Source organism: Mucilaginibacter rigui (assembly GCF_014773275.1).
Classification (GTDB): domain Bacteria; phylum Bacteroidota; class Bacteroidia; order Sphingobacteriales; family Sphingobacteriaceae; genus Mucilaginibacter; species Mucilaginibacter rigui_A.
Window position 1 is genome coordinate 1,249,868 of sequence record NZ_JACWMW010000002.1, and the last position, 15,730, is coordinate 1,265,597.

11 protein-coding genes are annotated in these 15,730 nt (G+C 44.0%); all 11 read left to right on the top strand.

Translation table 11 applies throughout. The features are described 5' to 3' along the window. Positions 1-108: 108 nt before the first annotated feature. Positions 109-3,117: a SusC/RagA family TonB-linked outer membrane protein gene (locus tag IDJ75_RS12660; protein WP_224746574.1), complete on the top strand. Its 3,009-nt coding sequence runs from the start codon at positions 109-111 to the stop codon at positions 3,115-3,117. 29 nt (positions 3,118-3,146) lie between these two features. After that, on the top strand, positions 3,147-4,664 hold the full coding sequence (locus tag IDJ75_RS12665) for a RagB/SusD family nutrient uptake outer membrane protein (RefSeq protein ID WP_191175963.1): 1,518 nt from the start codon (positions 3,147-3,149) through the stop codon (positions 4,662-4,664). A 32-nt stretch (positions 4,665-4,696) separates the two neighbouring features. After that, on the top strand, positions 4,697-5,563 hold the full coding sequence (locus IDJ75_RS12670; protein ID WP_191175964.1) for a PKD domain-containing protein: 867 nt from the start codon (positions 4,697-4,699) through the stop codon (positions 5,561-5,563). A 57-nt stretch (positions 5,564-5,620) separates the two neighbouring features. After that, on the top strand, positions 5,621-6,745 hold the full coding sequence (locus IDJ75_RS12675; RefSeq protein ID WP_191175965.1) for an acyltransferase family protein: 1,125 nt from the start codon (positions 5,621-5,623) through the stop codon (positions 6,743-6,745). Positions 6,746-6,756: 11 nt separating this feature from the next. Then, positions 6,757-8,304: a DUF4832 domain-containing protein gene (locus tag IDJ75_RS12680; RefSeq protein WP_191175966.1), complete on the top strand. Its 1,548-nt coding sequence runs from the start codon at positions 6,757-6,759 to the stop codon at positions 8,302-8,304. Positions 8,305-8,318: 14 nt separating this feature from the next. Further along, complete coding sequence (locus IDJ75_RS12685; protein ID WP_191175967.1) at positions 8,319-9,926, top strand: glycoside hydrolase family 31 protein; 1,608 nt, start codon at positions 8,319-8,321, stop codon at positions 9,924-9,926. A 279-nt stretch (positions 9,927-10,205) separates the two neighbouring features. Further along, positions 10,206-11,330 (top strand): phosphotransferase enzyme family protein, encoded by a 1,125-nt coding sequence (locus tag IDJ75_RS12690; RefSeq protein WP_191175968.1) that lies wholly within the window; start codon positions 10,206-10,208, stop codon positions 11,328-11,330. Then, positions 11,330-11,989 (top strand): carbohydrate-binding family 9-like protein, encoded by a 660-nt coding sequence (locus tag IDJ75_RS12695; protein ID WP_191175969.1) that lies wholly within the window; start codon positions 11,330-11,332, stop codon positions 11,987-11,989. The genes IDJ75_RS12690 and IDJ75_RS12695 overlap by 1 nt, the downstream gene beginning before the upstream one ends. Before the next feature lie 23 nt (positions 11,990-12,012). After that, positions 12,013-13,305 (top strand): sugar MFS transporter, encoded by a 1,293-nt coding sequence (locus tag IDJ75_RS12700; protein WP_191175970.1) that lies wholly within the window; start codon positions 12,013-12,015, stop codon positions 13,303-13,305. Between the two features lie 26 nt (positions 13,306-13,331). Next, positions 13,332-14,681 (top strand): Gfo/Idh/MocA family protein, encoded by a 1,350-nt coding sequence (locus tag IDJ75_RS12705; protein WP_191175971.1) that lies wholly within the window; start codon positions 13,332-13,334, stop codon positions 14,679-14,681. A gap of 14 nt (positions 14,682-14,695) precedes the next feature. Continuing rightward, a complete protein-coding gene (gene galE / locus IDJ75_RS12710) occupies positions 14,696-15,727 on the top strand; it encodes a UDP-glucose 4-epimerase GalE (RefSeq protein ID WP_191175972.1) in 1,032 nt (343 codons plus the stop codon). Positions 15,728-15,730: the final 3 nt, after the last annotated feature.

Here is a 15,730-nt window from a genome sequence, read left to right on the forward strand (position 1 = left end):
TGTTTTCAATTCACGTTCTGGCCGCGCCCTTTCGTTAACAATAATTTTACATCACTTTTACAAATAAGCAATTAACCATGCTAAAAACTATAAACTAACTTACACAATATGATCAGAAAACTTTTACTCATCTGTACTTGCGCTCTTTTGTTTTGCCTGCCGGGTTTCTCGCAAACCTTACCGGTAACAGGGCGCGTTGTAGCAGCGCTCGATAAGCAGCCAATGCCGGGCGTAACAGTGTCTGTTAAAGGCACTACCATTGGTGGCATGACAAACACTAACGGAGAATTCTCTTTAAATGTACCGGCAGGCAAAGCAACACTTGTTGTGCGTTTTGTTGGTTATTTGCCAAAAGAGGTAGCCGTAACTGCCGGCCAAACCAACATCCAGGTACAACTAGCCGAGGATGTGCAACAGCTTAACGATGTTGTTGTGGTTGGTTACACCAGCAAAAAACAAAACGAGCTAACCAGCGCGGTTACTGTGGTATCTGCTAACAAACTGAAGGATGTTACCGCTAACGATATTGGTACCATGCTGCAGGGTAAGGTTGCCGGCTTAAACGTAGTTAACAGTTCGGGTGCGCCGGGTGCTGTAGCCGAGATAAGGCTGCGTGGTGTATCGTCTGTTAATGCCAGCCAAAGCCCGCTTTTTGTGGTTGATGGTATAATTGGCGGTAATTATGACCCTAATGATGTGGAAAGCATTACCGTATTGAAAGATGCCGGTGCTACCGCTTTATACGGTTCGCAGGCAAACGCGGGCGTTATCATTGTAACTACCAAAAGCGCCAAACAGGGCGAAACCAGGTTCGAGGCAAAAATCTCAACAGGTTTCCGTACTGCCGATTTTGGTAAGATGAACCTGATGAACAGCAACGAGCTGTACGATTACCAGAAAGAGTTTTACCGCGATTATATTGTAGGCGCACCAGATAACTCTTACAAGATAGATTTAGTGAAGTTTTACGCGGAACGCCCTTTATCGCTTCGCAACCAAAATTATAACTGGTCTAAAGAGTCGTTTAAATCGGCACCGGTGTATAACTTCTACCTGTCTGCCAGCGGCAAAACAGAAAAGAACGATTATTATGTAGGTGCATCATATTATAAAGAGAAGGGTACTTTTGTTAACACAAACTTTGAGCGTGTTAACTTACGTGGTAATTCAACCTATCATTTCTCAAAAAAACTTGATGTAACCAACAACATCAACCTTAGCGCATCGCAAGGCAAAAGCTACGATTACATGGATGTGTATTACTCGTTCCTGAATATGCCGTGGGATAACCCATACGATGCCGCAGGTAACCCAATTTATGTAGATGGTAATTCTGCATTTAAATGGTGGTCGAGAGATAAAATAAACCCGCTTAACACCGTACAAAACTCCGATCACTCATATAAAGGGTTTAACGTAAACTATGATTTGGGTATCAACTACCGCATTACCAACTGGTTAACATTTGCCAGCACAAACAGGGTATCAGCATCGTTTGATAAAGGCACAAACTATGTATCGCCGGTTGCTGCGGGTACTTATCATGGCAAAGGTTACATTGATGAGCTAAACACCCTTAACTACGGTGTTATCAGCAACCAGTTATTTAAGTTTGATTTTAGATTAGGCGACCACTCTATCAGCGGCTTTGTAGGCGGCGCGTTCGAAAGCAGCAAGAATGAATACTCCGGCGGATCTGGCCAGGGCTTGCCTGAAGGTTTAAAAGTGTTAAGTGTTGCATCTAACACACAACTGGTAAACGGCGCTAACAGTAAATATATCCTGCAATCATTAATATCGCAGGTAAACTATAATTATAAAGAAAAGTATTTCCTGTCGGGTTCATACAGGTATGATGGTTCTTCAAACTTTGCACCAAGTAAACATTACGGTGGTTTCCCATCAGTATCTGCAGCCTGGCTGGCCAGTAATGAAGAATTTTTATCAGATAACAGTGTTATCAATAACTTAAAAATACGCGGTAGCTACGGTATTACCGGTACGCAGGATATTGGCGCATCTCGCTACCTGGGGCTGTTCTCGTTAACTACACAATATAATTCACTGGTTGGCGCGGTACCTTACCAGTTAGCAAGCCCTAACCTTACCTGGGAGAGCAAACGCCAGATTAATGCCGGTATCGATATCGGTTTATTTAAAAGGGTTAATTTAACAGTAGATGTTTACCGTAACGATACCAAAGACCTGTTGCTACAAGTATCTCAACCATTATCAGTAGGTTTTGAGACCAAGTGGGAAAACGCGGGTAGCGTAATTAATAAGGGTATTGAGGTTGGTATCAATTCAACCAACATTAAAACGAAAGATTTTGAGTGGAATACTGATTTTACCATCAACTTTAACAATAACAAATTAGAGGGCTTCCCGTCAGATATCGTAAAGACGGGTTCATGGAGCATCTCGCAGATATACCGCAACGGTGGTAACCTTTTTGAATTTTATATGCCAAAATGGTTAGGTGTTGATGCACAAACAGGCGCGCCGGTTTGGGAGAAAGTTATTTATAATACCGAAGGTAAAGCTGTAGCCCGCGAAAAAACATCAGACTATGCGCAGGCTACTATACAGGAAGTGGGTTCGGCGTTGCCTAAGTTTCAGGGTGGGTTTAACAACAGTTTCAGGTATAAAAACTTTAACTTACGTGTAAGCACCTACTTTAACTATGGCAACAAAGTATTTAGTAACAACCTAAGGTTTATGATGAACGATGGCCACGAACCATATTACAACCAGATAAAGTTACCTGACGGTGCTAAAGTATGGAGCGGCCCGGGCGATACCCAGGCTACAGAGCCAAGCCCGCAAAACTCAGCTAACTCTACCGAAAACTCAACCCGTTACTTAAAAGATGGCAGCTATTTCACCATCAGGAACATTGCTTTTAGTTACACCCTGCCAACAGCATGGGCTAACAAAATAGCTATGAAGGGCGTAAGTGTTGGTGTAACTGCCGATAATGTTGCTACGTTCTCTAATTTCTTAGGTCAGGATCCGCAAACTACTATTACCCCTAACAGCTTTTCAACACCGGGCGTTTCCGACTTTAAGTATCCAAACAACCGTCAGTATTTGTTAACCGTTAATTTCAATTTTTAAGCAGGTCCCAGCCTATTAAAATTAAGTATATGAAAAAGAGAATATTCACCATAATCGCACTTGTAGTTTTTGCCGCAAGCAGCTGTAAAAACTTAGATGTTAACCCAAGCGACGCTATTAGCACGGGTACCATTGTTACTACCAGTGATGGTTTAACCAACGCCCTTAACGGGGCCTACGCTTTATTTAAAGACCATATAGAGTTTAATGGTTTGGTAGATCAGAATAATATGTACCTGCGCCAGTTCTATCACCTGAGCGATTTTGCCAGCGATGATATTGTTTGCGGCCAGGTAACTACCGATCCATTGTACTACAGCTTTAGCCTTGGCCACTCGCCATCGCAGGGTAATACCCGTTACTACTGGTATATATCTTATAAGATCATCACCGGTGTAAATACGGTTATTGATGCGGTTGAAAAATCGGGCAAAACAGATGCAAAAACTAATCAACTATTAGGCGAGTGCTACTTTCTGCGCGCGTTCTGCCACTTTAACTTGGTAAGGTTATTTGGTAAACCATATAGTGTTGACCCTAATGCACCCGGTATTATACTGCGTACCAATTTAACCGATGATGCCAAAAAAGCGCGGTCGACAGTTAAAGAGGTTTATGATTCGGTTATTGCTGATTCAGAAAAGGCAGCTACCTTAATGACCCAGCCACGTGGTGTGCAATATGCTTCGCAGGAGGCAGCATGGTCATTACTTGCACGCGTTAATCTTTATAAAGAAGATAACGCAAAAGCTATTGAATGGTCAAATAAAGTGATCAACTCAGGTAAATTCACTTTAGCTACTAAAGCAACTTACCCGGCCTTATTTGCCAATGCCACAACTGCAAGCGAAACCATTTTCTGTGTAGCTTTTACAACGGTAGATGATTACGGTAAGTTTGGTTCTATCGCCTCTATGATCTACTCAGATGGTAACTCGGGCTGGGGAGAAGAATATGCCTCATCATCATTACGCGCTGCAATGGCCCCGCATCCAGAGGATGTTCGCTGGTCATACATCGTTCCGGCAAAAGATGGCAGCGGGAATGTACAAAAGAAGAATGGTATTGAAATGTACTACATCAGCAAGTTCTCTTTTCAGGGCGGGTCGCCAAATTTAAGCTCCCCAATTATGTTCAGGATAGCAGAATTGTACCTGATACGTGCCGAGGCAGAAGCAAAAACAGGGGCAGCCCCTGCCGCGCTTGATGATGTGGATGAGATCCGCAAAAACCGCGGATTGGAAGGCTCGCTTTACAACAAAGTTTTACCTGCGGGTAAAACTGCGTTAGATGTGGTGTTAGATGAAAAACGTATTGAGATGGCATTTGAAGGCCACCGTACTTATGATGTGTTCCGTAACAAACGTACCCTGAACAAGGCTTACTGGGGGTACCACCTGGCGGGTTTAAAAGAAACCGACATTGACCTGTCAAAAACACCAACAGGTTACCCTAACCTAACAGTGCCATACACCAACCCACGTACGATATATTATATCCCTATTGATGAGGTGTTGAGCAATCCGTTAGCAACACAAAACCCATAATTTAATTATCACACAGTAACATACATATTGATATGAAAAATTTAAAAGCTTATATGTTCATGCTATCGGTAGCCTTTACGTGTGCTGTATTCAGCTCATGTAAAAAGGATAACTACGTAGCAAAAACCGACCTGCTATACGATGTAGAGGTTGATGGCGCTACGGCAACCTTTACTGTGAAAACAGAAGGTGTAACCGGTTACAAGTGGGATTTTGGTGACGGTACAACATCTACCGATGCTAAACCAACCCATACTTACCCGGGCAAAGGCAAATACGTACCAACCTTAACGGCATCTGTAAACGGTAAAAGTGTAGAAGCATCAACCGTGTTACGCATAGCCAAAACATCGCCGGTAAAGATCAATGATAATACGTTGGACGATTGGGCCGCTGTTACCAAAGATGTTGTGCAGCTTGGGGCCAAAAAAGGCATTTTCAGAAATGTTAAGTTTGATTATGACGGTAATTACATATACATGTATGCCGAAATGACCGGCAAAAAAGCAGACGGGGTTATATTTGATTTTTACATGGATTCTGACAATAACCCGGCCACGGGCCTGTTAACCGGTACTTTTACCGATGGTGGTTACGATATACTGCTGGAAGGTCAACTGCTTACAGCAGGGGTGGATATATTTTATCACAATAGCGCAAATCAAAACGATTTCTCGTTTGCCCAGCAATCAATTGCAGATGCCTATACAGTAGGCACGGTAAAAGAAGAAGCCGGTGTTGTGAAGTTTGAAATGCGTATTGCGCGTGGCAAACTTAAAGGCCTTACAGGCTCAGGTATGCGCATAGCCTTACAAGCCACCAAAAGCGATTGGTCGGTAACTTTAGGTAGCGCACCAGATGATGGTGGCCCGAGCTACTTCCTTGACATGAGTGAATAGGTTTAATTGGTTAATATCTGTTTTAAGCTGTAAGCAAAATATATATCGGGGCGCTTTATGATAAAGAATTCAACTGCTGATCAATTGGCTAACGGGCGTTTAGTGTCGTTAGATGTTATGCGCGGCATGATCATGATACTGCTTTGCGGCGAAAGCTGCAGGCTTTATGAAGCAATAAAGCACATCGATCCGGCGAAGCCTATGAGCGGGCTGATCAACCAATTCTTTCATCATCCATGGCACGGGCTGCATTTCTGGGATTTAGTTCAGCCTGCATTTATGTTCATGGCCGGTGCCGCGATGTATATTTCTTACAGCCGTAAACTGGATAAAGGCCAAAGCTGGCAGGCAAACCTGCCGCATATATTACTACGCAGCCTAAAGCTATTTATTTGCGGTGTAGCCCTGCATTGCTTTTATGCCGGCAAACCCGTTTGGGAACTTTGGAATGTGTTAACGCAGCTATCGTTCACTACTTTAGTGGCTTACCTTATCATAAGCAGGTCATACACCTGGCAGCTGGTATTTACTTTGGGTTTATTGATCCTTACCGAGGTTTTATACCGCACCATACTGATGCCTGGCTTTGACCAGCCATTTGCGGAAGGGCATAACTTTGGTGCTTACGTTGATACCCTGCTTATGGGCAAAATAAACAGCGACGGGTGGGTAACTATCAACTGCATCCCAACCGCGGCACACACCATTTGGGGAGTGCTTGCAGGCAAGCTGCTTGTATCAAACAAAACCATAGCTTACAAAATAAAGGCTTTGGTTATAGCCGGCATTATCGCGCTGGTAATTGGTTTCGGGTTAGATCTGTCGGGCATTACACCTATTATCAAACGTATCAGCACAAGTTCATTTGCTTTTGCATCGGTAGGGTGGGTGTTGCTCATGCTGGCCGCCGTTTACTGGCTGGTTGATGTAAAGCGTAACACCAAATATGCCTGGGTATTCACTGTTGTGGGCATGAATGCCATCTTTATTTACTTGTTTTTTGAAACGGTAGGTGCGCAATGGGTTAACGCTAAAGTGGCCATTTTTACCGGCGATATGCTTCATCTTTTCCTGAATGTACCTATAGGGGCAGCAGCATTGGTATCTGCTATTGCCGCATTAATTGCCGAGTGGGGCCTGTGTTACTGGCTTTATAAACGAAACATCTTTTTTAAACTATAAAACCCTAAATCATGATAAAAAAACTTACAGGATATGCCCTGAGCGTATCCCTTGCAGCCATACTGGTGTCTTCATCGTGTAAGGATAAAGACGCTAACCTTGTAAACGTTGAAAAGGTAAACGTAACTTATACCGAAAGCGGGGAAGATTTCCCCAACCCCGAGCGTGGGTTTTACCGCTACTCGGAGGTGCATTCAAGCAACTACACCGTATTAAACGAAGCCGAGTTGAAGGCCTACCGTTCGCCGCAATCTATAGAAACAGCCAATTACCAGGTGGCAAGTACGCTGGTATTCAGGTATTATATTTTAGATGATGTGGTTAACAAGGCTATTTCAGCATCGTTCTTAACCAACCTAAAAAAGGATTTTGATGCCGCACGTGCTGCGGGTGTTAAGCTTATCCCCCGTTTTGTATATACCGCTACGGCAAAACCGGGCAACTGCCCCGAAGGTTTTATTTGTCCGCTCTATGGCGATGCACCTAAAGCTATTATCCTTAGTCATATCGCACAGTTAAAACCATTGCTGCATGATAATGCCGATATTATTGCCTGCGTGCAATTAGGCTTTATTGGTGTATGGGGCGAGCAATACTACAGCGACTTTTTCGGCGATGCTTCTCCAAACGCGGCACAAGGTAAACTGCTTGACCAAAACTGGAAAGACAGGATAGAAGTAATCAAAGCCATGCTGGATGCCGTACCTGCCGACAGAATGATACAATTGCGTTACCCACAATTAAAGCAACGTTACATTTATGGTGTTAACGCGCTGCTAACCTCTGCACCATTAACAGAAAGCGGCGCTTTCAGCGAAACTGATATCGCCCGTTTAGGCTACCATAATGATTGCTTTATGGCCAGCAGCAATGATTTTGGCACGTATGAGGATTATGGCAACAGCGCAACTCCGCGCACATCTGACGGCACCGTGCTAAACACCCTTAAAGATTACTTTAAAGCCGACAGTAAATTTGTAGTGGTTGGCGGCGAAACCTGCTCTGACGATTACAGCCCAACCAACGATTGTGAACCTGCCGGTAAGATCCAGGCTGAGTTTGCCGCATTGCATTACAGCTTCATTAACGCCCATTACAATACTGCAGTTAATAACGACTGGCAGGACGGTGGCTGTATGGATAACATTAAACGTAACCTGGGTTACCGTTTTGTTTTACAAAGCGCAGTATTGCCCGATAATGTTGTTAAAGGCACTAACATGACCATTACCCTGAATATTACAAACCGTGGTTATGCCTCGCCATATAATAAACGCCCTGCCCAGTTGCTGTTGCGCAATACCAAAACCGGAGAAGTGAAATCGATAGACCTGGCGGCAGATGTACGCAGATGGTATAGCGGCGATGTAAAAGTTACTGAAAGTGTAGCTATCCCTGCTGATTTCCCTGCCGGCGATTATGAGATGCTGCTTAACCTGCCCGATGCCTACGCGAGTATTGCCAAAAGGCCCGAGTTTAGCATTCGCTTAGCCAACAATAATGTTTGGGAAGCTGCTACAGGGTACAATAAGTTAAACCACACTATAAAAGTAAATTAATACCGCTGTTATACATGATAAAGGCCCTTAAAATATGTTTGCTTGCCGCGATGTTTTGTACAGCATATACGCAACTGCGCGCGCAAACAAGCATCACTATTAAAAACGGCGAAAAGTGGTTTGGCGGTGCAGTGAACGAAGCCCATAAAATGCCTTTTAAGGATGGTTACAGTTATGATATGTATGCCGATACCCGTGGCAACCAGGCCGCTCCTTTATTAGTATCTACCAAAGGGCGTTTCATCTGGAGTGAGGAGCCTTTTAAGTTTACTGTTGAGAACAACAAATTAGTTATCAGCAATGCAAAAGGCGCGCTGACAATTGATTCGACAGGTAATGATTTGCGCGCGGCATTCAGGAATGCAGCCAAGCTTTTCTTCCCGTCAAAAAATAAATTGCCCGATACCCTGCTGTTCAGCAAGCCGCAGTACAATACCTGGATAGAGCTGGTTTATAACCAAAACCAAAAGGATATTTTAAGCTATGCCCATGCCATTATTGATAATGGTTTCCCGCCGGGCGTTATCATGATCGATGATAACTGGGCCGATTATTATGGCCGGTTTGATTTTCGTGCCGATAGGTTTACCAACGCCGCCGCAATGGTTGATGAGCTGCACAGCCTGGGCTTTAAGGTGATGATATGGGTTAGCCCGTTTGTATCGCCTGATACAGAAGTATTCAGGGAACTGCTGGATAAAAAGTTGTTGCTGTTGGCTAAAACGGTAAAAACCGGCGACCCGCAGAAAGATATTGATAAGCCTGCCATTATAGAATGGTGGAACGGCCACAGTGCGGTGCTTGATTTTACCAACTCCGATGCAAAAAATTGGTACCAGGGTAGGTTGGATCACATGGTGAAAACCTACCACCTTGATGGATTTAAGTTTGACGCAGGTGATGCTGATTTTTATCCGCCTGATGCTGTATCATTTAAACCGGCAACGCCTAACGAGCATAGCAGGTTATGGGGCGAAATAGGATTAAATTACCCCCTCAACGAATATCGCGCCATGTGGAAAATGGGTGGCGAACCATTGGTACAGCGCCTGCGCGATAAAAAGCATAACTGGGAAGACCTGCAAAAATTGATACCGCATTTAACCACGGCGGGCTTGCTGGGTTACCAGTTTACCTGCCCTGATATGATAGGCGGCGGCGAGTATGGCTCGTTCATTGGCAGGGATAAGCTGGATGAGCAACTGGTTGTACGTTCGGCGCAATGCTCGGCGTTAATGCCCATGATGCAGTTTTCGGTAGCGCCGTGGCGTGTGTTATCAAAAGATAATTTGGCTATTGTAAAAAAGGCGGTCAATATCCGAGCAAAATATACCCCATACATTATGCAGCTGGTAAAACAGGCCGCTGTAACCGGCGAACCGATTGCCCGCAGCATGGAGTATGAATTTCCTAACCAGGGCTTTGCCGATGTAAAGGGGCAGTTTATGTTGGGCAGTAAATACCTGGTAGCGCCTATGGTTGCAAGTGGAACAATGAAAACAGTTTACCTGCCAAAAGGTATCTGGAAAAACGACCTGGGTAAAATTGTAAAGGGGCCGGCTAAAATAGAAATAGAAGTTGCAGCAGACAGGTTGCCGGTGTTTGAATTAATAAAAAAATGAAATTAGAATACATAGTGTTAGCTTGTAAAGCATAGTTAAGGTGGCTGATGCGTACATAAGTAAATTTTGAACAACCGTTTGCGTAAAATAGAACAATCGGTTGCGTGGTTTATGCAAACGGTTGTTTAGCGGCATATTTAATATGTGCCCCGGCAGTGAGCTTTCGTTAGCAATAATTTTACATCATTTTTACAGATAGGTAACCAATACATAACCATATTATCATAAACAACCCGCCCCATGTGTGGATTGATATATAACAGTATAATAAAAGTATAAATGCAAAGTTCTAAAAACATAGCTGAGGTTGTATCGCATTTTAAATGTGCGGCTGATGTGGGTTCGCAAAAGGCCTATGGATCTGGCCATATTAATGATACGTTCCTGTTAAAAAATGTGCAGCCATCAGGCCCCGATTACCTGTTACAGCGAATCAATCACCGTATTTTTACCAATGTAGAAAAGCTTACAGATAATATGCGCCGTGTAACCGAGCACCTTAAAAACAAAATAAAAGAGCACGGTTATGGCGATCCGTTAAAGGAGGTAATGACCCTGATACCTACAGATAGTACCCGTTTTTTTTATAAAGACAGCTCAGGCGATTACTGGCGTATGTTCTACTTTTTAAGCGATACCAAAAGCTATGATGTAGTGAAAACCGAAAAGCAGGCTTATGAAGGCGGTAAAGCCTTCGGGAAGTTTCAGGCTATGCTGTGTGATATACCGGCGGGAGAAATATTTGAAGTGATCCCCGATTTTCATAACATTCAGAAACGCTTGCAACACCTTGATGAAGCGGTAGCCAATGATCATTTAGGCCGTGTGGCATCTGTTAAAAATGAGCTGGATATTGTGGCGAAGTATGCTGCATCAATGCAATACTTTCAGCAGCCCGAGCAAGTGGCAACTTTGCCAAAGCGCGTTATTCATAACGATACTAAGTTTAACAATGTACTGCTGGATAAAAATGACGAAGCCCAATGCGTTATCGACCTGGAAACCGTAATGGATGGCTACGTGGCTTATGATTTTGGTGATGCCATCCGTACCATCATCAATACCACAACCGAAGATGAGGCCGATCTGAGTAAAATTCAACTGAATATGCCGCTGTTTAATGCCTATGTAAAGGGGTACTTAAAAGAAGCATCGAAATTTTTAACTGATGCCGAGGTTAACTCGCTGATGAAAGGCGCATTGTTGCTTCCTTACATGCAGGCGGTTAGGTTTTTAACCGACCATATTAACGGCGATAAATACTTTAAAATAAAATTTGAAGGCCATAACCTGCAAAGGGCCAGGGCGCAGTTTCAACTGGTGAAAATGCTTGATGCCAATGCCGCCGCTATGCACAATACAATATTGAACGAAATGGACATCTATAAAACTGCGCAGTACTGATGGATATGGCAACTGGTATAAATATTCCGTACCTTAATGGCTTTGATGATCTGCGTGCGGTAGAGGCGGTATCGCAGGTTTTAGACGGGTTTGAGCAACAGCTAATACAGTATGCGCCCTGGGCAAACGGAGCGCAGCAGCCGCAGGCATCCTTTGCACTGGCTTATAGTAACGACGAGATCTATCTGAAATATTACGTAACCGAGCATACTTTAAAGGCCGAATACAGTAAATTTAACGACCCGGTGTTTGAAGATAGCTGTGTAGAGTTCTTTATTGCTTTTGATGGTGATGCAAGCTATTACAACCTGGAGTTTAACTGTATGGGTACATGCAGAGGGCAATACGGCAGGCACAAAACAGGGCGTACATTTTTACCTGTAAGCCTGCTTAAAACCATCAAACATCAAACGCAGGTTAAAAATGGTGATACAGGTAACATACAATGGGAACTAACTTTGTGCATCCCTAAAAAAATATTCAAGTATCACCCTGCGCTTTCGTTAGAAAAAAGCAATGCAAAGGTTAACTTTTTTAAGTGCGGCGATGGCCTGCCCGAACCTCATTTTTTATGCTGGAGCAAGGTAGAGGCGCAAAAGCCCGAGTTCCATCTGAGCAGGTTTTTTAAAGAGATAACTTTTAGTCCGCAAGTATATTAACGCTAAACACAAATCCCGACCTAATGATACAAGCAACAGCAGTAAGCAGTAAAAAACCAACACTCAGCCCCATATTTATTATCGGGATGCTATTTTTTATCTTCGGTTTTATCACCTGGTTAAATTCAGTATTAATACCCTACCTGAAACTGGCTTGCGAATTAACTACTGTTGAAGCTTACCTGGTAACCACCGCCTTTTATATTTCTTATTTCGTGCTGGCCATACCATCAGCAGGTATTTTAAAAATTACCGGGTTTAAAAAAGGCATGTCGGTAGGGTTGGGTATTATAGCGGTAGGTGCATTAATATTTATCCCGGCAGCGTTAACACGTTATTATGGGCTGTTCCTGTTAGGTTTATTTGTACAGGGTTCCGGGTTGGCTTTGTTGCAAACTGCATCAAACCCTTACATTACTATATTAGGCCCGCCAGAAAGCGCTGCAAAGCGTATCAGTATTATGGGCGTTTGTAATAAGGTGGCGGGTGCGTTAGCCCCAATTATCCTCGGAGCCATCACCCTCAAAAATGCTGATGGCTTAAAAGAACGCCTGGCCGCAATGGCCCCGGCCGCAAAAGTTGCGGAGCTGAACGAATTGGCATCGCGGGTGATTTTACCCTACATCGTTATCGTAATAGTGCTGCTAATATTGGCCGTTGTTATTTACTACTCCAGCCTGCCCGAGGTTGATACCGATCAGGAAGATGAATCGACTGCTATTAGCAACAGCGGCAAAACAAGTATTACACAGTTTCCGCATTTGCTTTTAGGTGTTGTAACCCTGTTCTTTTATGTAGGTGTTGAGGTTATTGCGGGCGATACCATTATCAATTACGGCAGTACGCAGGGCATTGCGTTGGGTACGGCCAAATTCTTCACCACCGGCACACTCATATTTATGTTATTAGGGTATGGCGTAGGCATCCTTTGCATCCCTAAATATTTGAGCCAGGAAAAAGCCATGAAGCTTTCTGCTGGTTTAGGTTTAATCTTATCTGTAGTGGCAATAGTAACCACAGGGTACGTTTCAGTAGGGGCTGTCGCTTTACTGGGATTGGCGAACTCCCTGGTTTGGCCTGCCATATGGCCAATGGCCTTAGCAGGGCTTGGCAGGTTCACCAAAATTGGCTCATCGCTATTAATTATGGGGATTGCTGGCGGCGCAATTGTGCCTTTGGCATACGGTGCTTTGGCGCAGGCTTTAAACCCAAGCTATGGGTACATTATTCTAATACCGGCTTATCTGATCATTCTTTACTACGCCATAAGTGGGCATAAAGTAGGTAAAGCCAAACTATCACACGAACAATTATAATCATCAATAAATAAAAACTAAAAGTTATGGATCGCAGACAATTTGTTATCAATTCGGCTGTTGGATTAGCAGGATTAACAATTTTGCCTTCAGGGTTATTATTCGCAAAAAATGCAGATAAGGTAAGGTTGGGTTATATAGGTGTGGGGCTTCGCGGCCGCAACCATATAGGTGAAGGTTTGCTTCGCGATGATGTGGAGATAGTTGCTATTTGCGACATACAGGAAAGCTCCCTGAAATTTTGCCGCGAGCAATTTGTAAAGGCAAAAAAGAAACTTCCTGCAGAATACACCGGCGGACTGGACGCATACAAAAAACTTCTCGACCGTAAAGATATTGATGGCGTTATTATAGCCACCCCATGGCAGTTCCATAAAGACCAGGCTATTGATGCCATGCGTGCCGGCAAGTATGTGGGCTGCGAGGTTATTGCCGGTATTACCGAGAAGGACCACTGGGATATATTAAAAGTACACGAAGAAACCAAAATGCCTTACATGACGCTGGAAAACGTTTGTTACCGCCGCGATGTAATGGCTGCACTAAACATGAGCCGCCAGAACCTTTTTGGCGAACTGATACACCTGGAAGGTGGTTACCAGCACGATCTGCGTGGGGTATTATTTAACGATGGTAAAAACCCTTATGGTAAAGGTGCTGAATTTGGCCCTAATACCGTAGGCGAAGCGCAATGGCGTACCCAATGGAATATTGACCGCGACGGTGATATTTACCCTACACATGGTGCAGGCCCGGTAATGAATTATATCGACATTAACCGTGGTAACAGGTTTACCAATCTGGTATCATTCTCTTCAAAATCGCGCGGGCTAAACGCTTACGTAAATAAAGTATCACCGGGGAATAAAAACGCTAAGATCCACTTTAAAAATGGCGACGTTACCACAACCACACTTAACTGTGCTAATGGCGAAACGGTTACACTTAGCCACGATACCCATCTGCCACGCCCATATTCGTTAGGCTTTAGGGTGCAGGGTACCGAAGGTATCTGGATGGATGTTGCCGATGCGGTTTACATCGAAGGCAAATCGGCCAAGTACGATGAGTGGGACAAAGCAAGCGTATGGTTTGATAAATACGACCACCCGCTTTGGAAAAAGTTTGAGAAATATGCTGAGGGCGCAGGCCACGGTGGTATGGATTGGTTTGTGTTTAACGCCTTTGTACAATCGGTAAAACAGAAAAAAGATACGCCGATAGATATATACGATTCATTAACCATGAGCGTGATAACACCACTTTCAGAAAAATCACTTAAAGAAGGGAACGCACCGCAGGCATTTCCTGATTTTACAAAAGGCAAATGGAAAGAGCGTAAGAACACCTTCGCGTTAGACGATAGCGGCTTCTAAAGAAACAGACACACATGAAAATAAAAATATTAGTGACCGGTGGACTTGGTTATATAGGTTCCCACACGGTAGTGGCATTGCTGCGCGCAAATTTTGAGCCCATCATAGTTGATAACCTGGACAATTCCAAACTTGGGATCTTGGATCAGATAGAAAAGATAGCAGGCGTAAGGCCTGCTTTTCACAACATCGATCTGTGCGATGAGGCTAAAACAGCTGCATTGATAAAAAGTGAAAAAGATTTGGAAGGCGTGATCCATTTTGCAGCGCACAAAGCAGTTGGCGAATCGGTTAGCGAGCCTTTAAAATACTACCGCAATAATTTTAATTCGTTGCTTAGTTTGCTAAAAGCGTTTGAGGGACGCACGCTAAACCTTGTGTTCTCTTCATCATGCACCGTTTACGGTCAGCCGGATGTGTTACCGGTAAATGAGGCCGCACCCGTTAAAAAGGCCGAATCGCCTTATGGCAATACTAAACAAGTAGCCGAAGAGATTTTGCAGGATATTGCCGCGGCCGATAAATTAAAGCAGATTATTTCGCTGCGATATTTTAACCCGGTTGGTGCGCATGAATCTGCATTGATAGGCGAATTGCCTGCCGGTGTTCCGCAAAACCTGGTGCCTTTTGTAACCCAAAGCGCGGCAGGCAAGCGTGGCCCCATAACTGTTTTTGGAGATAATTACGATACCCCGGATGGCAGCTGCATCCGCGATTATATCCATGTGGTTGACCTTGCCGAAGCACATTTAGCTGCCTTAAAATTACTACTGAATGGCAAGCAGGCCACCAACTACGATGTATTTAACGTAGGCACGGGCAACGGCTACTCGGTGCTGCAACTGATCAACGCCTTTGAGCAAACCACTGGTGTAAAGCTTGACTATAAAATTGGCCCAAGGCGAGCGGGCGATATTGTAAAAGTATGGAGTGATGTAACCAAATCGAAAGGGAAGTTAGAATGGGAGGCCAAACTGAGTATTGAGGAGATGATGCGGTCGGCCTGGGCATGGGAGCAATATTTACAAAACAATCAGATCAACTAAACA